The sequence below is a fragment of the Streptosporangium sp. NPDC050148 genome (assembly GCF_055586505.1).
Genome location: NZ_JBVJIA010000058.1, coordinates 1 through 21,253, shown reverse-complemented (window position 1 = coordinate 21,253; position 21,253 = coordinate 1). Strand labels below are relative to the sequence as shown.

General features: G+C 71.5%; 16 protein-coding genes. 7 read left to right on the top strand and 9 right to left on the bottom strand.

All coding sequences use genetic code 11. The annotated features are described in order from the left end of the window. Nucleotides 1-108: 108 nt before the first annotated feature. Entirely contained in the window at nt 109-1,752 is a 1,644-nt protein-coding gene (locus tag ACZ6RT_RS36445; protein ID WP_470158585.1) for an AMP-binding protein, read from the bottom strand. Nucleotides 1,753-2,014: 262 nt separating this feature from the next. Here ACZ6RT_RS36445 and ACZ6RT_RS36440 point away from each other — a divergent pair, with 262 nt between their 5' ends. Continuing rightward, nucleotides 2,015-2,263, top strand: coding sequence for an acyl carrier protein (locus ACZ6RT_RS36440; protein WP_344903792.1), 249 nt, complete (start codon nt 2,015-2,017; stop codon nt 2,261-2,263). Nucleotides 2,264-2,303: 40 nt separating this feature from the next. Here ACZ6RT_RS36440 and ACZ6RT_RS36435 read toward each other — a convergent pair whose 3' ends face one another. The 4 genes from ACZ6RT_RS36435 to rfbC are packed head-to-tail and all read right to left on the bottom strand — an operon-like array spanning nt 2,304 to nt 6,047. Then, nucleotides 2,304-3,362 (bottom strand): ACP S-malonyltransferase, encoded by a 1,059-nt coding sequence (locus ACZ6RT_RS36435; RefSeq protein ID WP_470158583.1) that lies wholly within the window; start codon nt 3,360-3,362, stop codon nt 2,304-2,306. Nucleotides 3,363-3,364: 2 nt separating this feature from the next. Beyond that, a complete protein-coding gene (locus ACZ6RT_RS36430; RefSeq protein WP_399196892.1) occupies nt 3,365-4,264 on the bottom strand; it encodes a proline iminopeptidase-family hydrolase in 900 nt (299 codons plus the stop codon). 9 nt (nt 4,265-4,273) lie between these two features. Beyond that, on the bottom strand, nt 4,274-5,407 hold the full coding sequence (locus tag ACZ6RT_RS36425) for a DegT/DnrJ/EryC1/StrS family aminotransferase (protein WP_470158581.1): 1,134 nt from the start codon (nt 5,405-5,407) through the stop codon (nt 4,274-4,276). A 31-nt stretch (nt 5,408-5,438) separates the two neighbouring features. Further along, nucleotides 5,439-6,047 (bottom strand): dTDP-4-dehydrorhamnose 3,5-epimerase, encoded by a 609-nt coding sequence (gene rfbC / locus ACZ6RT_RS36420; RefSeq protein ID WP_399196890.1) that lies wholly within the window; start codon nt 6,045-6,047, stop codon nt 5,439-5,441. A 934-nt stretch (nt 6,048-6,981) separates the two neighbouring features. Between rfbC and ACZ6RT_RS36415 the strand changes: the two genes are divergently transcribed. The 4 genes from ACZ6RT_RS36415 (at nt 6,982) to ACZ6RT_RS36400 (ending at nt 11,910) form a co-directional block, all read left to right on the top strand. Further along, a complete protein-coding gene (locus tag ACZ6RT_RS36415; RefSeq protein ID WP_470158579.1) occupies nt 6,982-8,403 on the top strand; it encodes an acyl-CoA carboxylase subunit beta in 1,422 nt (473 codons plus the stop codon). A gap of 229 nt (nt 8,404-8,632) precedes the next feature. Beyond that, nucleotides 8,633-10,006 (top strand): crotonyl-CoA carboxylase/reductase, encoded by a 1,374-nt coding sequence (gene ccrA / locus ACZ6RT_RS36410; protein WP_399196902.1) that lies wholly within the window; start codon nt 8,633-8,635, stop codon nt 10,004-10,006. Nucleotides 10,007-10,012: 6 nt separating this feature from the next. Beyond that, nucleotides 10,013-11,026, top strand: a complete 1,014-nt coding sequence (locus ACZ6RT_RS36405; RefSeq protein ID WP_399196888.1) for a 3-oxoacyl-ACP synthase III family protein — start codon at nt 10,013-10,015, stop codon at nt 11,024-11,026. Further along, nucleotides 11,023-11,910, top strand: a complete 888-nt coding sequence (locus tag ACZ6RT_RS36400) for a 3-hydroxybutyryl-CoA dehydrogenase (protein WP_344903816.1) — start codon at nt 11,023-11,025, stop codon at nt 11,908-11,910. Before ACZ6RT_RS36405 ends, ACZ6RT_RS36400 begins: the two co-directional genes overlap by 4 nt. 312 nt (nt 11,911-12,222) lie before the next feature. On the opposite strand, the gene ACZ6RT_RS36395 is transcribed toward ACZ6RT_RS36400, so the two are convergent. Next, nucleotides 12,223-13,053, bottom strand: a complete 831-nt coding sequence (locus tag ACZ6RT_RS36395; protein WP_470158576.1) for a thioesterase II family protein — start codon at nt 13,051-13,053, stop codon at nt 12,223-12,225. A 603-nt stretch (nt 13,054-13,656) separates the two neighbouring features. On the opposite strand from ACZ6RT_RS36395, the gene ACZ6RT_RS36390 reads away from it, so the two are divergent. Then, a complete protein-coding gene (locus tag ACZ6RT_RS36390) occupies nt 13,657-16,419 on the top strand; it encodes a helix-turn-helix transcriptional regulator (RefSeq protein WP_470158575.1) in 2,763 nt (920 codons plus the stop codon). 370 nt (nt 16,420-16,789) lie between these two features. Here ACZ6RT_RS36390 and ACZ6RT_RS36385 read toward each other — a convergent pair whose 3' ends face one another. Further along, nucleotides 16,790-18,334, bottom strand: a complete 1,545-nt coding sequence (locus ACZ6RT_RS36385) for an MFS transporter (RefSeq protein ID WP_470158573.1) — start codon at nt 18,332-18,334, stop codon at nt 16,790-16,792. Between the two features lie 521 nt (nt 18,335-18,855). On the opposite strand from ACZ6RT_RS36385, the gene ACZ6RT_RS36380 reads away from it, so the two are divergent. Further along, nucleotides 18,856-19,680, top strand: a complete 825-nt coding sequence (locus tag ACZ6RT_RS36380) for a TetR/AcrR family transcriptional regulator (protein ID WP_470158571.1) — start codon at nt 18,856-18,858, stop codon at nt 19,678-19,680. A gap of 100 nt (nt 19,681-19,780) precedes the next feature. Here ACZ6RT_RS36380 and ACZ6RT_RS36375 read toward each other — a convergent pair whose 3' ends face one another. Then, nucleotides 19,781-20,143: a DUF5988 family protein gene (locus ACZ6RT_RS36375; RefSeq protein ID WP_470158569.1), complete on the bottom strand. Its 363-nt coding sequence runs from the start codon at nt 20,141-20,143 to the stop codon at nt 19,781-19,783. A gap of 91 nt (nt 20,144-20,234) precedes the next feature. Then, a complete protein-coding gene (rfbA, locus tag ACZ6RT_RS36370) occupies nt 20,235-21,107 on the bottom strand; it encodes a glucose-1-phosphate thymidylyltransferase RfbA (RefSeq protein WP_399196901.1) in 873 nt (290 codons plus the stop codon). Between the last annotated feature and the right edge of the window lie 146 nt (nt 21,108-21,253).

Sequence of the window (21,253 nt, the reverse complement as noted above, 5' to 3'; positions counted from 1 at the left end):
AAAAGAATTTCCTCCGGCGGCCCATGCGCTTTTTCATGGGACAGGGCCCAGATAAATCCATGGAAACGCTACCTCGCCCCTCCCCGGCGGCCACACCCCTACGCCCCCCTAAAGAATCTCCCGGGACGCCGCGCCGACGGGGGACGCCTTTTCGGGGGTCGCCGGAGGCGCCTGTTCGGTGCCGGTGAGGATGCGGGCGGCCCACGCCGCGAGACCGGCCCGGTCCACCTTGCGGTTGGGGTTCAGCGGCAGCTCGTCCAGGTGCCGGTAGTGGCGGGGGATGATGCCCGGGGGCAGGGTCCGGCGGAGCCTCGCGGCGAGGTCGGCCGGGCGTGACGGCGTCCCGGTGTAGAACACCACGAGCTCGACGTCGCCGTCGGCGCCTCCGCTGACGGTCACCGCGTCGTCGACCCCGTCGCACCCGCGCAGGGCGTGGTCGATCTCGGCGAGCTCCACCCGCCAGCCGCGCACCTGGACCTGGGCGTCGGCCCTGCCCAGGTAGACCAGCTCGCCGCCTGCGGCCCTGCGGATCCGGTCGCCGGTGTTGTACCAGGTCCGCCCGTCGCGTTCGACGAACCGGCCGCCGTCGTCGGCGGGGTCGAGGTAGCCGGGGGTGGTCTGCGGCCCGGTGATCCACAGCTCGCCCTCGGTGGCGTCGGGCCTGCCCTCGGCGTCCAGCAGCACGTGCTCGTGCCCGTCGTTGACCTCGCCGATCGGCGCCATGCCGTTGACGCCCAGGCCCGGGGAGACCTCCTGGTCCCAGCGGTGGGCGGTGACGGTGATGGTCAGCTCGGTCGGCCCGTAGAGGTTCTCCAGCGTGGAGGCGGGCGCGGCCCGCTGCCAGTCGGTGGCGTCGGCGCACTTCAGCGCCTCACCGGCGAACAGGCTCCAGCGCAGGCCGGGCATGGACCCCGGTCGCAGGCCGCCCGTCCTGCGGGCCATGGAGATGGCGCTGGGCGTGGAGAACCACACGGTGACGCCCTGCTCGGCGAGGAACGCGGGCAGGTCCCGGTAGGCGTGCGGCGGTACGGGGACCGCGACGGCCCCGGCCCCCCAGGCGCAGAACAGGTCGAACATCGCGCAGTCGAAGGTCAGGTCGAAGGTCTGCGAGAAGACGTCGCCGGGGGTGAAGTCGTAGCGCCGGTCCAGCAGGGCGAAGTAGTGGGCGGTGTTGGCGTGGGTGATCGGCACCCCCTTGGGGCGGCCGGTGGAGCCGGAGGTGAACAGCACGTAGGCGATGTCGCCGGGCTCGACCGGGCGCGGGCGCTCCAGCGCGCGCTCCGGGCCTGGCGGGGCCGCCGCCGGGTCCAGGACCGCGAGGTCGAGCCCGTCCGCGGCGAGCTCGGCGGCCCGTGCCCGGCCCCGGTCGTCCACGACCAGCGTGGACACCCCTGCGGCCTCGATCATCTGCCGGGTACGGGCCGCGGGGAAGTCCGGGTGCAGCGGCACGACGGTCGCCCCGGCGTACAGGCCGGCCAGGATCCCGGTGTAGGCGATGGCCCCCTTGGCGGCGAGCACCCCGACGGCCCCGGAGGGGCGGGACGCGGCGCCTGCGGCCCCGGGCGGGGCCGGGACGGGCAGCGCCCCGGCCCAGAGCAGGGCCGCGCGGTGGACCTCGGCGTAGGAGGCCGTACCGGCGCCGCTGCCGGAGCCGCTGCCGGAGCCGGCGACGCGGAAGGCCGGCCGTTCCGGGGAGGTCTCCAGGCCGCGCAGGAAACGCGAGTAGAGGGCGTGGGAGGTTTCCACGGTCATTTCCGTCCTTGAATGTCGATGGGTACGCGTGGTTATTCCGATACGCCCGGCAAAAGGCCCGGAATCAATTCGAAGAATCACCGCGAGAGCGATGGACATCGGCGCCCGCGCGCGCTAGGTTCACTTCGGAGGGGCGAGGTGAGAATGACGCCCGGCAGTGGTGCCGCCCCTCGGGTGAATGTCGCGGACCGCGACTCCCCTCATCTTTCTTTTCGCGTTCACACCCCAGCACGCCCTCCACTGAGAAGGGAAGTCGACCACCATGTGGGACGATCGTTTCGAGGAGCTCCTGCGCCGGCAGCTCCCCTTCCTGCCGCCGGAAGAGAAGATCGAGCAGGACACCCCCCTGACCGACCTCGGTCTCGACTCGCTCGGCATCGTCGAGCTGCTGTCCGCCCTGGAGGAGGAGTACGGGGTGCACTTCCAGGACGACGCCCTCAGCATGGAGACCTTCCGCACACCGGGCACGCTCTGGAAGGTCCTGTCGGGGATGTTCCGTCCGGTGGGCTGACCGGGCGGCGCGGGACCGGCGGGCGGACCCGCCGGTCCCGTCACGCACCGGACGGCCGTACCGGCCGCGACCCCGGCTGTGCCCCCGGCTGTGACCCCGACTGCGGCACCGGTTGCGGCACCGGTCGCGACGGTGAGGACGACGCGGGCCGCGACCCCGGCCGGGGCGCCGCCACCACCCTCGGGTTGACCGGCACGACGGTGAAGTTCCTCGTGGTGACCGGCACCCGGCCGAACAGGCTGTCCTGACCGGCGACGCAGACCCGCGCCACGCCGAGGCCGCGCAGCGTGTCCACCACGTCCGGCCAGCGCAGCGCCCGCACGAAGCCGTCCAGCAGCATCGTCCGCACGCCGTCCCCGGTGGTCAGCACGGTCCCGTCGTGGTCGTCGACGACCGGCAGGCGCGGGTCGGCGAAGTCCAGCCCGTCGAGGACCTCCCGGGCCGCCAGGCGCCGCAGCGGCTCGAACGCGGCCGAGTGCATCGGGGGCCGCATCGTGTAGAGCGAGAGCCCGCCCATCGAGCGCACCCTCCCCTGGAGCCACTCGACCCGCCGCTCGCGCAGCGAGAGCATGTGGAAGTCGTGGTCGACGCGGCACGACAGGTCGTACCACTCGTCGTGCTCGTCCAGCTCCGCCAGCAGTTCCTTCAGCCGGGGCTCGGGGACGCGGACGAAGGAGTGGGTGACGATGTCGGTGTGCTCGCGGGCGAAGTACCCGGCGGTGCAGCGCGCCAGCGCCGCGGTCGTCCGCACGGCGTCCTCGAAGGACAGCGCGCCCGAGTAGGCGGTGGCGGCCTTGCCGCCGAAGCTGGGGCCCGCGCACACCTCGGGCTCGACGCCCAGTTCCCGCTCCGCCCACTCCGCCAGGGCCAGGCAGTTCACCATGAACGCCACCTGTGCCGCCTCGGTGTAGTCGTCCCCCGAGTCGCGGAAGCGCTCGACGGGCGAGTAGCCGAGCGCGTCGCCGGCGCGCTCGAACAGCCGCCGCGCCCCGGGGTCCCCGAGCATGAACGCGGCGACGTCGGCGAACCTGGTGGGCCCCATGCCGGGGAAGACGATCGCCGTCCCGGCCTTGGCGCCGGTGTCTGTATCGCTGTTCATCGCTATTCCAAACTCTTGAGGAACTCGGTCATGACCGCGATGAAGCGCTCGGGCTCCTCCAGGTGCGGCGTGTGGCTGGAGTTCTCGAAGATCTCCCAGCGGACGTCGGGGATGAGGTCGACGTAGGGCCGTACCGTGGCGGGGGTGGCCTCGTCGTGGCGCCCGGAGATGACCAGCGTGGGCACGTCGATGTCGGGAAGGCCGTCGATCACCCCCCAGTCGCGCAGCGAGCCGATCACGTGGAACTCGCTCGGCCCGTTCATCGCGTAGTAGACGGTGGGGTCGTTGTAGATCTCCATGAACGTGGCGAGGAACTCGCGCGGCCACGGCTGCAGCGTGCAGACGTGCCTGTTGTAGAAGACCATCATGGCGTCGAAGTACTCCTGGGAGTCCGTCGTGCCGGCCTCCTCGTGCGCGCGCAGCGTGTCGTCCACGCCGGGGGGCAGCCGCTCGCGCAGCACCCGCATCTCGCTCAGCCAGAGCGGGTACGACGCCGGGGCGTTGGCGACCACCAGGCCGCGCAGCCCGGCCGGCCCGCGCGAGGCGTGCTCGGCGACCAGCAGCCCGCCCCACGACTGGCCGAACAGGACGTAGTCGTCGTCCACGCCCAGGTGCCGCAGCAGGTTGTCCAGCTCGTCGAGGAAGAGGGCGGGCGTCCAGAAGCCCGGGTCCGCGTCCGGCAGGTGGGTGGAGCCGCCGTTGCCGAGCTGGTCGTAGTGGACGACGGGCCAGCCGGCCTCGGCGAGCACGGCCAGGCCCACCAGGTAGTCGTGGGTGCTGCCGGGACCGCCGTGCACCGCGACCAGCGTGGGCAGGCCGGAGCCGGGGGTGCCGGTCACCCGGTACCAGGTCCGGTGCTCACCGAACGGCACGGTCCCCTTGGCGCTGGGCGCGACGGGCATGGGGAGTCCTCACCAGCCCTTCTTGATGGAGGCGGCGATGTGCTCGCGCTGCTCGTCGGTCACCCACGAGCCCACGGGCACGCACACGATCTGCGGGGCGACCCTCTCCAGGTTGGGAAGGAGTGCGGAGTACTCGCGCACGCAGGTGTGCAGGTCGTTGCGCTCGTGCACGTTGCTGACCATGATCCCGGCGTCGTCCATGCGCTTCATGAACGACTCCCGGTCCTCCACCTTCATGGGGTAGATCCAGAAGGAGGACTCCCGGTCCCCGGCCCGCTCGGTCAGCTCCAGGCCGGGGGTGCCGGCGAGCTCGCGGTCGTAGAAGGCGGCGTTGTCGCGGTGCCTGGCCAGGACCTCGTCGACGCCGGCCAGGTTGGCCAGGCCGACCGCGGCGTTGATGTCGTTCATGTGGAACTTGAAGCCCCACTCGGGCACGTCCGGGGGGTTGCGCAGCCGGTCGGCGGTGCGGTCGATGCCGAACCAGCGCAGCAGCCGGGCCCGCCGGTACAGCTCGTCGGTGGGCAGCACGATCGCCCCGCCGTCCCCGGAGGTCAGGTGCTTGATGGCCTGGAAGCTGAAGACCGAGACGTTGCCGTGGGTGCCCAGCGGCCTGCCCCGGTAGGTGGCGCCCCAGGCGTGCGCGGAGTCCTCGATCACCACGGGGCGGAACCCGAACCTGGCCTCGGCCTCGTCGAGGATCTGGCCGAGCCGGTCGAGGTCGACCGCGTAGCCGGCGAAGTGCACCACCATGACGGCGCGCGTCCGGGGTGAGATCTTGCGGGCGAGGTCGTCCAGGTCGACGTTGAGGGTGGCCGGGTCGATGTCGACCCAGCGGATGCGCAGCCGGTTGGCCAGGATCGCCCAGTTGGTGGCCTCCATGGTCAGCGGCGTGGACAGCACCTCGCCGTCGTCGCCGTCGTCGCCGTCGTCGCCGCCGGTGCCCCCGGCGACCAGGTGCAGGGCCAGCTGCAGACCGGCGGTGGCGCTGTTGAGGGTGGCGACCCGGGGGTTGCCGATCCTGGCGGCCAGGGCCGCCTCGAACTCGTCGACCTTGGCGCCCTGGCCGATCCGGCCGCTGCCCAGGACCTCGGCGGCCGCGGCGGGGGCGGCCGGCGACATCGCCACACCGAACAAGGGGATCATCGTTGGCTCCAGGTGTTCCGCGGGGACGTCATCAGGTCAGGGCGTAGTCGTTGAGCTCGGCGTAGCGGGCCTTGCAGTCGGCGTAGGCCGGCAGCAGGCCGCGTTCGGCGCACTCGCGCAGCGAGGGGGCGTCGCGGTCCTTGTCCGACAGCAGCAGCTCGTGCTCGCGCGGCCAGGGCAGCGCCAGCTCCGCGTCCAGCGGGTCGATCTGGATCTCCGTGCCGGGCGACCAGTTGCTGGAGCACAGGTAGACGACGGTGGCGTGCTCGGTCAGCGGGGCGAAGCCGTGCGCCAGGCCCTCGGCCAGGTAGAGGGCGTGCCGGTTGTCGGCGCTGAGCTGGACCGCGACATGACGGCCGTAGGTGGGCGAGCCGACCCGGATGTCCACCACGATGTCGACGATGGCGCCCTGGGCGCAGGCCACGTAGCGGGCCTGCCCGGGAAGGGCGGTCGCGTGCACGCCGCGGATCGTCCCGCGCCGGGAGACCGAGCAGTTGACCTGGGCGACCGAGAGGGGGTGGCCGATCGCCTCGCGGAACGCGGGCTGGTTGAACATCTCCAGGAACGTCCCCCGCCGGTCCGCGAAGACCTCGGGGGTGATCAGGAACGAGTCCTCCACCTCGAGCTGGTGGATCTTCATGTTCGAAACCTTTCTGAGGAGCCGCCGTGTGCCGGCGACCGCGCGAGTTCCCCGAACCCGCGCCGGCGTGACGCGGGGCCGGTGGCCACGCGCCCGGGAAGGGGACGCGCCGGAGGGCCGGGGGCGGCGGGACCGTCGCGGGACGCACCGGACGACCCCGTGCCGAACGGCGGCGCCGGGGTTCCCCGATCACCGCCGGAAAGCACACGGGGAAACGACGCCCGGCCGGAGACAATGAGGGTCCGCCGATTCACGAGAACGTTCGTGAAAACGCCACCGCCGTCGGCGGAAGCGCTTTTCCCGGACGTTCTCCGGCTTTTCCCGCATGCCTCCGGTGAAGGCGCGGGCGTCCGTTCGGGGCCCGCCTACCCGGTTCCGCGCCCGGCCTTGCGTGCCCGGCGCCGTTCTCCACCGATACCGTTCATGGTCGTCAGCGGCGCGGTGCCGGACAACCCCTACCCGCCCCTTAACGATCGTGGCGCGGGCCGCTCCGGCCACGCCGTCCGCGCCCGTCGGGCCCCGCGCCACCGGCGTCGGAACCCCCGGCGAGCTGGGGCCGGGCGGCGCCGGGCGTCCGGTGGCGCCGGGCGCGGGGCCGGGCGCGGGCTCCGCGAGGCGTCCGGCCGGCGTCCTCCCCGGCGCGGGCGCGGGACCGGACGGCCGCGCGGACGCGGTGGCGCGCGCAGGGCCCGGCACGGCCTTTCGAGGGGGCCTTCCTCTAGGGGTGCGATAAGGGTTGGTGCCCACGTGGCGTGCATATAGCGTTTCGTGCACGGGCCGGATAGAACACGGCGGATTCATGTTCCCGTGGTCGTGAACATTCTTCGGCCGCCGGCGGCGGATCGAGCCCGTACCCGATTTCAACGGGGGTGTCCCACGTGCAAGGAAACCCGCCCTTCACCGTATCGACTTTCGCCGAGAATGGATGATCGCGTTGACCGTCGGATATCCGGGCACCCGGCAGGAGCCCGAGCTCGACCAGCGCGCGCCGGCCGTCCGGCTGGCGCGGCTGCTCGACGCCGGCTCCCTGCTCCCGTTGCACGAGGAGGACACCAGCGGCGTGTCGGCCGTACGGGGCCGTGTCGCGGGCATCGACGTGATCGCCTACTGCACCGACGCCACGAACATGGGCGGGGCGATGGGCGCCGCGGGCAGCCTCAGGATCGTGGACGCCGTCGACACCGCCCTGGCCGAGGGGGTGCCGGTGATCGGCCTGTGGCACTCCGGTGGCGCCAGGCTCGCCGACGGCGTCGAGTCGATGGACGGTGTCGGCCGGGTGTTCGCCGCGATGACCAGGGCGTCGGGCAGGGTGCCGCAGATCTCGGTCGTCCTGGGGCCCGCGGCGGGCGCCGCCGCCTACGGGCCCGCGCTGACCGACGTGGTGATCATGTCGGAGGCCGGCCGGATGTTCGTGACCGGCCCCGACGTGGTGCGCGCCGTCACCGGCGAGCAGATCGACATGGAGTCCCTGGGCGGGCCCGTGGCGCACGGCCGCACGTCGGGCGTGGCGCACGTGGTGGCCGGGACCGAGGACGAGGCCTACCTGCGGGCCCGCTGGACGACCGAGCTCCTGGCCCGCCGGGGCTCGGTCGACCCCGGGTCGGTCCCCGACGGCGCGGACCTGAGGGCGCTGCTGCCGGACAACCCCCGCAGGGCCTACGACGTGCACCCGCTGGTGCTGGAGATCCTCGACGCCGGCGCGCCCTTCGTGGAGATGCAGCCGCGCTGGGCGGCCAACGTGGTCGTCGGCCTGGGCCGGCTGGCCGGGGCGTCGGTGGGCGTGGTCGCCAACAACCCGCTGCGCAAGGGCGGCTGCCTCGACTCGCTGAGCGCGGAGAAGGCCTCCAGGTTCGTGCGCATGTGCGACGCGTTCGGGGTGCCGCTGGTGGTGATCGTCGACGTGCCCGGCTACCTGCCCGGGGTCGGGCAGGAGTGGGGCGGGGTGATCCGGCGCGGGGCCAAGCTCCTGCACGCCTTCGCCGAGGCCGTCGTCCCCAGGGTGACCCTGGTCACCCGCCAGTCCTACGGCGGCGCGTACATCGCGATGAACTCCCGGTCGCTGGGCGCCAGCGCGGTGTTCGCCTGGCCGGAGGCGAAGGTCGCGGTGATGAGCGCGGAGGCCGCGGTCGGCGTGCTGCACCGCAGGCGGCTGGCCGCGGCCGCCGACGACGAGCGCGAGGCGCTGCGGCTCCGCCTCGTCGACGAGCACGTCCGCACCGCCGGGGGCGTGGCCCGCGCCATGTCCATCGGCGTGGTGGACGAGGTGATCGAGCCGGCGCACACCCGCCGCAGGATCGCCGAGGCCCTCGCCGCCGCCCCGGCCGGGCGCGGTGAGCACGGCAACATCCCCCTCTGACCCGCAGCACGTGAGCCGTCCCCGGCTCCCCGACCCCGCGCATCCTCCCGCCGGCCCGTCCCGGGTCCGAACGGACCGCCTCACCTCCGCGGCGGGCCCGCCCTCCGGCGGCCGTCACCGCAGGCAAGCCCACCACACCGAAAGGAGCCGGTGGATTCCGATGAACGCCGTTTCCCCCGTCACGCCCTTCCACAGCCGGGCGAACCCGGCGCCCCTCCCCGCGGACCCGATGGCCGACGCCCTGCTGGGCGGGGCGACCTCGGCCGAGCTCGCGCGGACCGCGTTGCCGCAGGAGTACGTCGCCGCCCACCTGCGGGTCGAGGACGTCGACATGTTCGGCGGCACCGACGACAAGGACGTGCGCAAGTCGCTGCGCGTCGGCCGGGTGCCCATGCCCGAGCTGGCCCCGGACGAGGTCCTGGTCGCGGTGATGGCCAGCTCCGTCAACTACAACACCGTCTGGTCGGCGATCTTCGAGCCGCTGCCGACGTTCAGCTTCCTCAAGCGGTTCGGCGCCACCGGCGGGTTCGCCGCCCGGCACGACCTGCCCTACCACGTCCTGGGCTCCGACGGAGCCGGGGTGATCGTCCGGGTCGGCGGCGGCGTGCGCCGCTGGCAGGTGGGCGACCACGTGGTGATGAGCCCGGTCCAGGTCGACGACCAGGAGCCGGCCACCCACGGCGACGGCATGCTCGGCGCCGACCAGCGCGTGTGGGGGTTCGAGACGAACTTCGGCGGGCTGGCCCACTACACGGTGGTCCGCGCCAGCCAGCTGGTCCGCAAGCCCGCCCACCTGACCTGGGAGGAGGCCGCCTCCATCACGCTGTGCGCGGGCACGGCCTACCGCATGCTGGTCAGCCGCCAGGGCGCGGACATGAAGCAGGGCGACATCGTCCTCATCTGGGGCGCGACCGGCGGGCTGGGCGCGTACGCCGTGCAGATGGTGAAGAACGGCGGCGGCATCCCGGTCGGGGTGGTCGGCTCCGCGGCCAAGGCCGCGGCCCTGGAGCGGCTGGGGTGCGACATCGTCATCGACCGCAGCGAGATCGGCATGGGCGGCGACGAGCCTCCCGGGCCGGAGCGGACGATCGAGCTGGGCAGGCGCCTCGGGAAGATCATCCGGGAGCGGGCGGGCGGCGACCCGCACATCGTCTTCGACTACATCGGCAGGGCCACGTTCGGGATCTCGGTCTTCCTGGCCCGGCGCGGCGGCGTGGTCGTCACCTGCGGCTCCAGCACCGGCTACCAGCACCACTACGACAACCGCTACCTGTGGATGAACCTCAAGCGCATCATCGGCAGCCACGCCGCCAACCTGCAGGAGCTCTGGGAGTGCCTGCGGCTGTTCGAGCTGGGCAGGTTGATGCCGACCCTGTCGACGGTGTACTCCCTCGACGACGTGGGCGAGGCCACCCGGCTGGTGCAGACCAACGCCCACCTGGGCAAGGTGGGCGTGCTGTGCATGGCCCCCGAGCCGGGGCTGGGCGTCACCGACCCCGGGCTGCGCGCCAGGATCGGCGAGCACCGGCTGAACCCGCTCCGCGTCATGCCGGGCACCGAGGCCGCGGTCCGCCCCGAGGCGCTCCTGGCCGGAAGGGTGTAGGCGGCCGTGACCAGGCGAACCGCCGGAATCCTGTCGACCGGCTCGTACGTGCCCAAGGAGGAGGTCGGCAACGAGCGGGTGGCGGGTCCTGCCGGCGTCACCCCCGAATGGATCCTGGGCAAGACCCGGATCTCCTTCCGCCGGAACGCCGCACCGGACGAGGCGACCTCCGACCTGGCGGCCCTGGCCGCGCTGAACGCGATCGAGGGATCCGGCGTCGGCGTCGACCGCATCGGGTACGTCATCGTGGCCACCTCGACCGGTGACCACCCCCAGCCGCCCACCTCCTACCTGGTGCAGGACGCGATCGGCGCGTACGGCGCCGCCTGCTTCGACGTCAACGTCGTGTGCAGCGGCTTCGTCTACGCCCTGGACCTGGCCAGGGCCCTGGTCACGCTCCGGCCGGAGACCTACGCGCTCGTGGTGGGCGCGGACGTCTACTCGCGCATCCTCGACGCCACCGACCGCCGCACCGCGGTGCTGTTCGGGGACGGCGCAGGCGCCGCCCTCGTCGGCATGGTGCCCGAGCCGTACGGGATCATCGCCAGCGACCTGTCCAGCCGCGGCGAGGCGAGCGGGCTCATCAGCGTCAGGGCCGGGGGCAGCAGGCTCCCGGCCTCCCACGAGACCGTCGCGGCCGGCGACCACTACTTCAGGATGGACGGCCGCGGAGTGAGGAACTTCGTGATGGAGAACGTACCGCCCGCGCTGGAGGACCTGGTGCACGGCGCCGGGCACCGGCTGGACGACATCGACGTCTTCGTACCGCACCAGGCCAACGGGGTGCTGCTGGACGAGCTGACCCGCAGGTCGGGGCTGACCGGCGCGCGCTCGCCGAGCACGGTGGAGCGTTACGGGAACATGGGCAGCGCGTCGGTGCCGGTGGCCCTCGACGACGCCGCCCGGTCGGGCATGATCGCCGACGGTGACCTGGTGCTGCTCGCCGGTTTCGGCGGCGGCATGTCGATGGGCCTGAGCCTGCTGCGCTGGTCGGCGGGGACGTCCGGGGAGACGGCATGAGCGACGCGAACGGCATCGACAGGACCGCGGGCATCGACAGGGTCGGCATCGTCGGCTGCGGGGTCATGGGCTCGGGCATCGCCGACGTCTGCGCCCGCGCCGGGCTCGACGTGCGGGTGGTGGTCTCCAGCGGCGCCTCCATGGCCCGGGGGCGGCAGCGGCTGCTGAGCTCCCTGGACCGCGGCCTGCGCAAGGCGACGATCACCGAGGCCGAGCGGAGCGAGGCGGTGGAGCGGGTCACCTTCACCACCGACCTCAACGACCTGGGCGACCGGCAGATCGTCTTCGAGACGGCCCCGGAGAGCGAGTCGATCAAGCTCGACCTGTTCGGCGCGCTGGACAAGATCGTGGAGGATCCCGGCGCGATCCTGGCGTCGAACACGTCCTCCATCCCGATCATCAGGATGGCCAGGGCGACCGACCGGCCCGGCCAGGTCATCGGCGTGCACTTCTTCAACCCCGTCCCGGTGCTGCCACTGGTGGAGCTGATCGGGTCGCTGCTCACCGAGGAGGAGACCCGCGCGCGGGCCGAGGCGTTCGTCGTCGGGACGCTCGGCAAGCAGGTGATCCGCTCCCCCGACCGGGCGGGTTTCGTGGTCAACGCCCTGCTCATCCCCTACCTGCTGGCGGCCGTCCGGATGGTGGAGACGGGCTTCGCGACCGCCGACGTCATCGACAAGGGGATGGTGCTCGGCTGCTCGCACCCGATGGGCCCGCTGAAGCTCGCCGACCTGATCGGGCTGGACACGGTGGCCTCGATCGCCGACGCGCTGTACGAGGAGTTCAAGGACCCGCAGTACTCGCCGCCGCCGATGCTGCTGCGGATGGTCGAGGGCGGCCTGCTCGGCAAGAAGACCGGCCGCGGGTTCCACGTCTACCCGTAGCGACACGCGTGGCCGGGGGTGTCGCACGACGCGCCCGTGACCCCTCACCAGAACGGCGCCGGACCCGCTCCGGCGCCGTTCTCGCGTCTACGTATATATCCACACATGTCCCTATGTGGTCTGCACAACCGGATGCCGGGCCGTCCCCGCGCCGGTCCCGGCGCGGCAGGGCACCGGAGGTTTCGACGCGAGCCGTGATCTTTACGACGCGCCCGGCCGGTGTTTCGTCACGGGGACGACGCTGTACGGAATGACGGACGTCGCTTTTCCACACGGGACGCGGTACGCGGGGCGGCGTGCGGGGGAACGCGCTCAGGAACCGTTCCCGGAGCCTCGGCCCGCGCCGGTCAGGGCCGACGCGATGCGGTCCCCGACGATGCCGACGATCTCCTCGACGTGGTCGACGAGGTAGAAATGGCCGCCGGGGAAGAGCCGCATCTCGAACTCCGCCTCGGTGTGCTCGCGCCACAACCTCACGTCGCCCGGCCGGGCCTTGGGGTCGTCCGTGCCCGACAGGGCCGTGATCGGGCACGACAGCTTCGGGCCCGGCCGGTGACGGTAGGTCTCGACGGCCCGGTAGTCGCTGCGCACCATGGGCAGCACCGCCCGCATGAACTCGTCGTCACCGAGCACCCTCGCCGCCGTGCCGCCCAGGCCACGCAGCTCGGCCAGGAGGCTCTCGTCCGGCCGCAGGTGCATCCGGTCCTCGCGGTGGACCGACGGGGCGCGGCGCCCGGAGGCGAACAGCCCCACGGGCACGGTGCCCTGTCCCTCCAGCCTGCGGGCCACCTCGAAGGCCACCAGGGCGCCCATGCTGTGCCCGAAAAGGGCCATCGGGCGGCCGGTCCCGGGACGCAGCGCCTCGGCGATCCGGTCGGCCAGCTCCTCGACGTCGTCGACGCACTTCTCGGCCCGCCGGTCCTGCCTGCCGGGATACTGCACGGCGAGCACCTCGACCCCGGGCGGTGCCACGCGGGCCACTGGCAGGTAGAAGCCCGCGGCACCCCCGGCGTGCGGAAAACAGACCAGCGAGACCGACGCCCCGGCCGCCCCGGCCGCCCCGGCCGGCTCGGCCGGTTCCTGGCGCGAGCCGAGATGAAAACGCCGGATCCAGGTGTCGTCGACGCCCACGATCTCTTTCATGACATCCGTTTCATTTGGTCTCGCCGTCCGTAAACGATCGGCCCGTGCCGCCGCCCCTCCGGCCGGAGGACCACGGCGCACGGCGCGACGGGCCGGTTCCCCGATGAATGCGCGAAGAACCTGTGAGCGATATCACGTTCTACCCGCCGACCGGTATTCACTACCAAAAGTGATGCGATGATCACGTTGCGGCGAATCAGGTCTCCATCTGGGTCATGATATCCAAAGCCACCTGCGACGATCCACTCCGGCGACCCCGGCGTCCCCCCTAAATCAGATCCCCGTATAAGGGTAAATAGGGGGTTTGCATTTTTCTCGCCATCCGTGGATGATCCCGCTGGGTAGACGACGGTAACTCCCGGCTTCATATACACAACGTCGTGATGAAACCGGGGGCGGGGTGATGATGAAATTGCGCGTCCCAGCGTGATGAAATCAGGAACTGTCGCCTTCCCGTATCCGGCACTTCTCCAAAAAAGAGTGGCACTCGGCGCCGTCGGTACGCGATGGTGGGTTCCGCCGAGGTCCCGCCTTTTATACGCCGGATGTTATCGTTCCATCGTCTGTTTTCATCTAGGGACACCGGGGTGAACGGGGAGCCCGATGATATTAATCGAGCGGGACAAGGAAATCACGTTTCTCATCGACCTACTCACGGAGTGTGCGCACTGCCGTGGCCGCGTCGCGACGATCACCGGGCCCACCGCGACGGGCAAGACCGAACTGGTGTACGCCTTCAGCCGGCGCGCCGTGGAATCGGGGGCCATCTGGTTGAGCGCGACCTGCTCGCGGACGGATCAGGACGTGCCGTTCGGGGTGGTGAGCCAGCTCTTCCACAGCGCGGCGCTGCCCATCGACCACTCCTCGCGGGCGGCACGGCTGATCGAGGACGCGGCGCCGGAGTCGAGGTCGCCCTCGGAAAGGCCGCGGGAGTCCGACCGGCTGCGTGCCACCCAGGGTCTGTGGTCCATTGTCCTGGAGCTTTCCAAGACCAATACGGTCCTCATCACCGTGGACGACATCGAATATGCCGATTCCATGTCATGGCAGCTCCTGTTGAACTTCGTCCACCGCCTCAAGAGTGCCAACGTTCTCATCGTCCTGACCGCCACGGAAGGCTCACAGGACATGGATTCGCATATTGAGGTCGATCTCATGCGCCATCCTCACTACGAGCGGATCGCATTGTTGCCCTTCTCTTACCAGGGCGTCATGAAGATGACCCGCGAATTGATGGGGGATGCCGCCTCGGTAAGATTCGGCCCGGCCTTTCACGGGGTCAGCGGGGGCAACCCGTTACTGGTCAGGGCATTGATGGAGGACACCGGGAACGCGGGCGGCCAGGCGGGCGAGCTCGTCGTCTCGGAGGCTTTCTCCCGGTCGGTGCGCGCACTTCTCTATCGCAGTGACCCGGCCATGCTGACGGTCGCCCAGGGGCTGGCCGTCCTGGGAGATTTCGCACTGCCGTCCCTTCTGGCCGAATTGCTCGACATGCCGGCGTCGAATGTGAAACAGACACTGAATCGTCTTGAGATCATCGGCATCGTCGACGAGCTGCGTTTCCGACATCCCACCGCCCGGGCGGCCGTGCTCGACGACCTCGAACCGCACGCGCGCCAGGACATGCACCGTCGTGCCGCGCGGCTTCTGCACGCCGAGGGGGTGGCGGCCACGGTGGTCGCCGAGCACCTGCTGGGCTCCGCCCGGTTCCGGGAACCCTGGGCGCTGGCCGAGCTGCGCGAGGCCGCGGAGCAGGCGCTCACCGACGACCGGCACGAGTTCGCGGTCCGGTGCCTGAAGCTCGCCCTGGAGCTGTGCGGCGACGACCCGCACCGCACGCTGATCACGACGGCGCTCGCCCGCGCCGAGTGGCGCATCAACCCGGCCTCGGCCAGCCGGAACGTCGACCGGCTCGTCGTGGCCGCCCGCGGGGACGCGCTCTCCTTCCAGGAGCTGGACACGCTGCTGAGGTTCCTGCTGTGGAACGGGCAGCACGACGAGGCCGCGCGGGTGCTCGAACGGCTGGACGCGCTGGCCACCGAGCCGGGCGCCGACGAGGAGGCGGCCTGGCTCGACATCGTCCGCCACCGGTTGTCGTGCACCCATCCGCCGGTGCTCTCCCGGGCCCGCGCCGTCGCCGTCACCGCCCCGGCCGCCGGGGCGACGGCGTGGACGGCGGCCGGCAGCGGCCCGCACGCGCAGGCGGCGACGCTGCTGACGGGCGTCCTGCGGGACGGCCCGGACGCGGACACGCTCAGGACCGCCGAGCGCGTCCTGCACTCCGTCTCGCTGGACGACGCGAACCTGGAGACCGTGGAGTCGGCGCTCTTCGCCCTGGTCTACTCCGACCGCGCCGACCTGGCCGCGCCGTGGTGCGACGTGATGTACTCCGAGGCCGTACAGCGCCGCGCTCCGACCTGGCGCGCGACGCTCGCCTCGCTGCGCGCGGTGATCGCCCTGCGCCAGGGCGACCTGGTGACCGCCGAGGAGTACGCGCGCGGGGCGCTGGACATCCTGCCCCCGCGCAGCCTCGGGGTCCTCATCGGCCTGCCGCTGGCCGTGCTGATCCGCGCCACCACCGAGATGGGCAAGTACGAGGTGGCCGCGCACCTGCTCAGGCAGCCCATCCCCGACGGCATCCTGCAGACCCGGTTCGGGCTCTACTACCTGCAGGCGCGCGCCCACTACCACCTGGCGACCAGCCACTCGCACGCCGCGCTGAGCGACTTCTCCACCTGCGGGCGGCTGATGCGGGCCTGGGGGCTGGACACCCCCACCCTGGTGCCGTGGCGGCACGGCGCCGCCGCCGCCCTGCTGCAGATGGACCAGCAGGACCAGGCGCGGGCACTGCTGGAGGAGCCCTACGAGCTGCCCGGCGGCGACTCGCTCCGGGCCAGGGGCATCTCCCGCCGCCTGCTCGCCGCGACCAGCGACCTGCGGCAGCGCGCCCCCCTGCTGCGGGAGGCGATCGACATGCTGCAGACCGCGGGCGACCGCCTGGAGATGGCCTACGCGCTGGTCGACCTCACCCACACCCTCAACGAGCTGGGCGAGCCCAACAAGGCGCGGATGATCGGCTACCGCGCCGACAGCGTGGCCGGCGAGTGCCGGGCCGAGCCGCTGCGGCAGGCCGTACGGCACAGCACCGACGGTTACGAGAACGGCGCCGGGGAGAGCATGAACGTGCTCAGCGACGCCGAGCAGCGCGTCGCGTCGCTGGCCGCGCTGGGATACACCAACCGTGAGATCTCCAGGAAGATCTACATCACCGTCAGCACGGTGGAGCAGCACCTGACGCGCATCTACCGCAAGCTCAACGTCAAGGGCCGCAGGGACCTGCCCGCGCAGTTCTCCCAGATGATGTGAGCCGGCGCGACACCGGCGTCGTGTCCCCGTCGCACCTTCTCATCCCACCGCCGGGCGGCGAGGGCCCGGTCCGGTGGGTTCCGTCCTTCGACGGTCCGGCGGGTCCCGTCCTGTGACGGGGCCCGCCTCCGGGGTCTCCGTCCTTCCAGATCTCCGTCCCGGGCGGTCTTCGTCCCGGGCGGTCTTCGTCCCGGGCGGTCTTCGTCCCGGGCGGTCTTCGTCCCGGACGGTCTGCGGTCCGGGCTGGTCCGCGGCGGGACGGGTCCCGGCCCGCCGGTTCGGGGGCGTGGCCGGGGACCGGGACCCGCGCGGGAACCGGTGCCGTCCGCCTCCGCCGGAGGGGCGCCGGGGCGGGGGACGGCGAGCCGGTTCACTCGATACGGCTGTCCACCGGGGTGGCGTCCATCCGTACCTCTCGGAGAAGGATCGTGGCCAGGACCGCCGTCAGCGCCATGATGGCGGCTCCCAGGATGGCGGCCACCTGCATGCCGCTGGTGAAGGCCGTCCGGGCGACGTCGAGCAGGACCGTCGCGGCCTGGTCGGGCAGCCGCTCGGCCACCCCTATCGCGCCGCCCAGGGTCTCGCGCGCCACCAGGGCCTGCTCGGGCGGCAGGCCGGCGGCGCCACCGGCCTCGACGAACTGCTCGCTGTAGACGGCCAGCCCTATGCTGCCCAGGATGGCGATGCCGAGCGCGCCGCCCAGCTCGGTGGAGGCCTCCATCACCGCGGACGCCGAACCGGCCCGCTCGGGCGGGGCGAGCGCGACGATCACGTCGGAGGCGACCGCCTGCACCGCTCCGATCCCCGATCCCAGCAGGATCAGGCCGACGATGAGGAACCACCGCTCGGAGGAGACGTCGATCTGGCTCATCACCGCGAACCCCCAGGCGGCGAGCATCATGCCGCCGCCCATGATGTACCCGGGGCGTACCCGTTGGGCGATCACGGCGGCCAGCATGGAGCCGACGAGGGCGCTGCCGGCCGCGGGCAGGGTCAGCAGTCCCGCGGTGAACGGCCGCAGCCCCAGCACCATCTGCAGGTACTGCGCGATGAAGTAGAACAGCCCCACCAGGGCGAAGATCGCGAGTGTGCTCGTGACCAGGGACATGGTGAAGCCCCGGTTGGAGAACAGCCGCAGGTCCAGCATCGGGTGCGGCAGCCTGCGCTGCCTGCGCAGGAACGCGATGCCGACGACCACGCCGGCCGCGACGCTGAGCAGCGCCTGGGCGCTGAAGTCGTCGGCGGCGAACTGCTTGACGCCGTAGACCACCGGCAGCACGGCCGCCAGCGACAGCACGGCGCTGAAGATGTCGAACGGCCCCGGGGCGGGATCGCGGTACTCGGGGAGCAGGAGCGGCCCCAGGATCAGCAGCAGGACCATGACCGGGACATTGATCATGAACACCGAGCCCCACCAGAACCGCTCCAGCAGCCAGCCGCCGATGATCGGCCCCAGCACGCTGCCCCCGGCGAAGCCCGCGGCCCACAGGGCGATGGCCATCCTGCGCTGCCCCGCGTCGTGGAACATGTTGCGGATCAGCGCCAGGGTGGGGGGCATCAGGCTCGCCGCCGCCGCGCCCTGCAGGGCACGGGCCGCGATGAGCAGGTCGGCGTTGGGCGCGTAGGCCGCGACGACGGAGGTGATGCCGAACGCGGTCGCGCCGAGCAGCAGCAGTTTCCTGCGGCCGATCCTGTCCCCCAGCGCGCCCATCGTGATCAGCAGGCCGGCCAGCAGGAAGGCGTAGATGTCGACGATCCACAGCAGCTGGGGACCGGTCGGCGCGAGGTCCGCGCTCAGGAAGGGGAGCGCGAAGTACAGCACGGTCACGGTCACGGAGATGAGCAGGACGGGAAGGACCAGCACCGCGAGCCCGAGCCACTCCTTCCGCCCGGCTCTGGTTACGCCCTGTGTCACGGCCACAACTCCTCGGGTACTTTGTACGTCGAATCGGCGCATACATCGTACGCACATTCTTCGGACGTATGCAACGACTAATCCTCTGCCGACCGGATCCCGTTCCGATTTGCAGGTCAAACGGTATAAGAGTAACAATCTTGCTTCACGGGAGGGACGTCCCACCATGAAACGTCACACCGGGAAGGCTTATTACGTCACAAAATCGATGTGTTAGAGTTTCGTCACACACCATGGGTATGCCGCAACCGGACGGGGACCACATGTTGACGTGCGCACAGTGCGGGAAGCCACTGCAGGCTCCACCTCGGGGAAGACGCCCGCGGTACTGCTCCCGCGCCTGTCAGGCGCGGGCCTATCGGGCCCGGAGCGCGGAGCGGGCCGCGGCGCCCACCCTGCGGGCCACCTCCCCCGCCGTGTGGGACAGGAGCGGGGCCGTCGGCGAGCATCCGCCGCCCCGCGCCCGGGAGGAGGTGGGGGAACACCACGAGCCACCGGCCGGTCTGAGCACGGAGCGGATCGTGCGCACCGCGATCCAGATCGCCGACAGCGAAGGGCTGGACGCGCTGTCCATGCGCCGTGTGGCGGCCGAGCTGGGGGCCGGCACGATGTCGCTGTACCGCTACGTGTCGGGCAAGGACGCGCTCGTCGAGCTGATGGTGGACGCGGTGTTCGGGGAGAGCTCCTACCCCACCACCCTGCCGGGGAACTGGCGCACCCGGCTGGAGGTCGCGGCCAGGCGGGAGTGGGGGATGTACTCCCGGCATCCGTGGGCGCTGCGGGTCATCGCCACCCCCCAGCCCCCGATCGGGCCGAACGTGCTGGCCGACGTGGAGTGGGCGATGCGCGCCATGGACGGGCTCGGCCTGGATCCCACGACGATGCACTGGGTCGCCATCATGGTCAGCGCCCAGGTGCAGGGGGCGGCGCTGCTGCTGGTGAACGAGTTCGAGGCCGAGCGGCGCACCGGCGTCACCACCAGGCAGTGGCGTGCGTCCAAGACGCCGATGCTCCTGGAGATCCTGGAGTCCGGGCAGTTCCCCATGCTGTCCAGGCTGTACGCGGAACAGGGCGACGCGATCGACATCGACAAGTGGTTCGAGTTCAGCCTGCGGCACCTTCTCGACGGTCTCGCCGTCCTGATCGAGGGCACGGACAGGGGGCCGTCGCGCGGGGCCGGACCGGCGGGAGAGACCGGACGGGTGGACGGGGCGAAGCCGGTGGACGGGGCGAAGCCGGTGGACGGGGCGCAGCCGGTGGACGGGGCGCAGCAGGCCGGCGGGACCGGGCCGGTGAACGGGGCGAAGCAGGCCGAGCCGGACGCGGCGCGCGGCCTGACGACGTAGCCATCCCGCCGGAACGCCGTCCGCCGCGGGCCGTCCGGGAAGGTCCTCCCCGGACGGCCCGCGGTCCGGGCGGGGAGCGCCGGCGAGGTCCACGGCCGCGCTACTCGGCGATTCTCGTCCGGGTCGTCCAGCGGAAGACCACCGGACCCGGGACGTCGGAGACGGAGAGCACGTCGGAGAAGACGGCATCGGAGACGGAGGACGTGAGGGACACGGGGGACAGCGCGACGGCGGGGGGCGCGACGGGCCGCTCGAAGTGCTCGTAGCCGTTCCCCCACGGGACCTTTATCTTGCCGTACGCGGCCGTCGCGTCGTCGACGCGCACGGTCCGCGGGATGTCGGCGGGCCCGCCTTCGAGCGTGATGTCGACGTACGCGCCCGCGGACGGCGGCACGACGGCCGCGGCGTGGACGCGGACATCCGTCCCGCCTTCCTGCCCGCCCTGTTCGAGAGAGACGCTCACCTGGAATACCTCCCGGTCGGTGTGTTCGGCCGGCGTGGCCCGCCGGCCCGGCGCGGATCCCTTCCGCGCCGTCCGGGCGCGAAGGCCCGGCTCAGCGGAACTCTGCGGCGACAAGGCGCACGTAGCGGCCGTACGCCGAGGCGGAGAGCTCGGCCCCCAGCCGGTCGCAGGCCTCGGCGTCGATGAACCCCATGCGCAGCGCGATCTCCTCGACACAGGCGATGCGCACGCCCTGCCGGTTCTCCAGCGCCTGCACGTACTGGGTGGCCTGCACGATCGACTCCGGCGTGCCCGCGTCGATCCAGGCGAACCCCCTGCCCAGGTCGCGCAGGCGCGCCCTGCCCTGTTCCAGGTAGGTGAGGTTGACGTCGGTGATCTCCAGCTCGCCCCGCGCGGAGGGCCGCAGGTTCTTGGCGATGTCGATCACGTCGTTGTCGTAGAGGTAGAGGCCGACGATCGCCCTGTTGGAGCGGGGCCTGGCGGGCTTCTCCTCGATCGAGACGAGCCGTCCCTCGGCGTCGGTCTCGCCGATGCCGTACCGCTCGGGGTCGCTGACCGGGTAGCCGAACAGCACGCAGCCGTCCACGTTCGCGGTCTCCGTCTGCAGGATGTCGAAGAAGGAGTTGCCGTGGAAGATGTTGTCGCCGAGCACCAGCGCCACCGGGTCCTGGCCGATGTGGTCGGCGCCGATGACGAAGGCGTCGGCCAGGCCCTTGGGCTCGTCCTGCTGGGCGTAGCTGATGTCGAGCCCGAGGTGCGAGCCGTCGCGCAGCAGACGGGCCAGTTGCGGCAGGTCCCCCGGGGTGGAAATGACGAGGATCTCCCGGATGCCGGCGAGCATGAGCGCCGACAACGGATAATAGATCATCGGTTTGTCATTCACCGGCAGCAGCTGTTTCGATACGGCGAGAGTCAGAGGATATAACCTCGTGCCGTGACCGCCTGCGAGAATAATGCCTTTCATGGAAAAGCCCTTCATGACGAATCCGGCCGGTAGAGGAAGACTCACACGGGTCTTAGAGCGCCTAACAGAATGAGTTCTGCTGTGCTTTGATCTCTCGCTGTAGCGATGGTGAGAGGGGTGGGCGGGTGGCGCGGCTGAAGCCGTGG

What these genes read in the sequence shown, in the direction of transcription:
- ACZ6RT_RS36445 (WP_470158585.1), bottom strand. Translation starts at nt 1,752, where the DNA reads ATGACCGTGGAAACCTCCCACGCCCTCTACTCGCGTTTCCTGCGCGGC.
- ACZ6RT_RS36440 (WP_344903792.1), top strand. Translation starts at nt 2,015, where the DNA reads ATGTGGGACGATCGTTTCGAGGAGCTCCTGCGCCGGCAGCTCCCCTTC.
- ACZ6RT_RS36435 (WP_470158583.1), bottom strand. Translation starts at nt 3,362, where the DNA reads ATGAACAGCGATACAGACACCGGCGCCAAGGCCGGGACGGCGATCGTC.
- ACZ6RT_RS36430 (WP_399196892.1), bottom strand. Translation starts at nt 4,264, where the DNA reads ATGCCCGTCGCGCCCAGCGCCAAGGGGACCGTGCCGTTCGGTGAGCAC.
- ACZ6RT_RS36425 (WP_470158581.1), bottom strand. Translation starts at nt 5,407, where the DNA reads ATGATCCCCTTGTTCGGTGTGGCGATGTCGCCGGCCGCCCCCGCCGCG.
- rfbC (WP_399196890.1), bottom strand. Translation starts at nt 6,047, where the DNA reads ATGAAGATCCACCAGCTCGAGGTGGAGGACTCGTTCCTGATCACCCCC.
- ccrA (WP_399196902.1), top strand. Translation starts at nt 8,633, where the DNA reads ATGGCCGACGCCCTGCTGGGCGGGGCGACCTCGGCCGAGCTCGCGCGG.
- ACZ6RT_RS36400 (WP_344903816.1), top strand. Translation starts at nt 11,023, where the DNA reads ATGAGCGACGCGAACGGCATCGACAGGACCGCGGGCATCGACAGGGTC.
- ACZ6RT_RS36395 (WP_470158576.1), bottom strand. Translation starts at nt 13,053, where the DNA reads ATGAAAGAGATCGTGGGCGTCGACGACACCTGGATCCGGCGTTTTCAT.
- ACZ6RT_RS36390 (WP_470158575.1), top strand. Translation starts at nt 13,657, where the DNA reads ATGATATTAATCGAGCGGGACAAGGAAATCACGTTTCTCATCGACCTA.
- rfbA (WP_399196901.1), bottom strand. Translation starts at nt 21,107, where the DNA reads ATGAAAGGCATTATTCTCGCAGGCGGTCACGGCACGAGGTTATATCCT.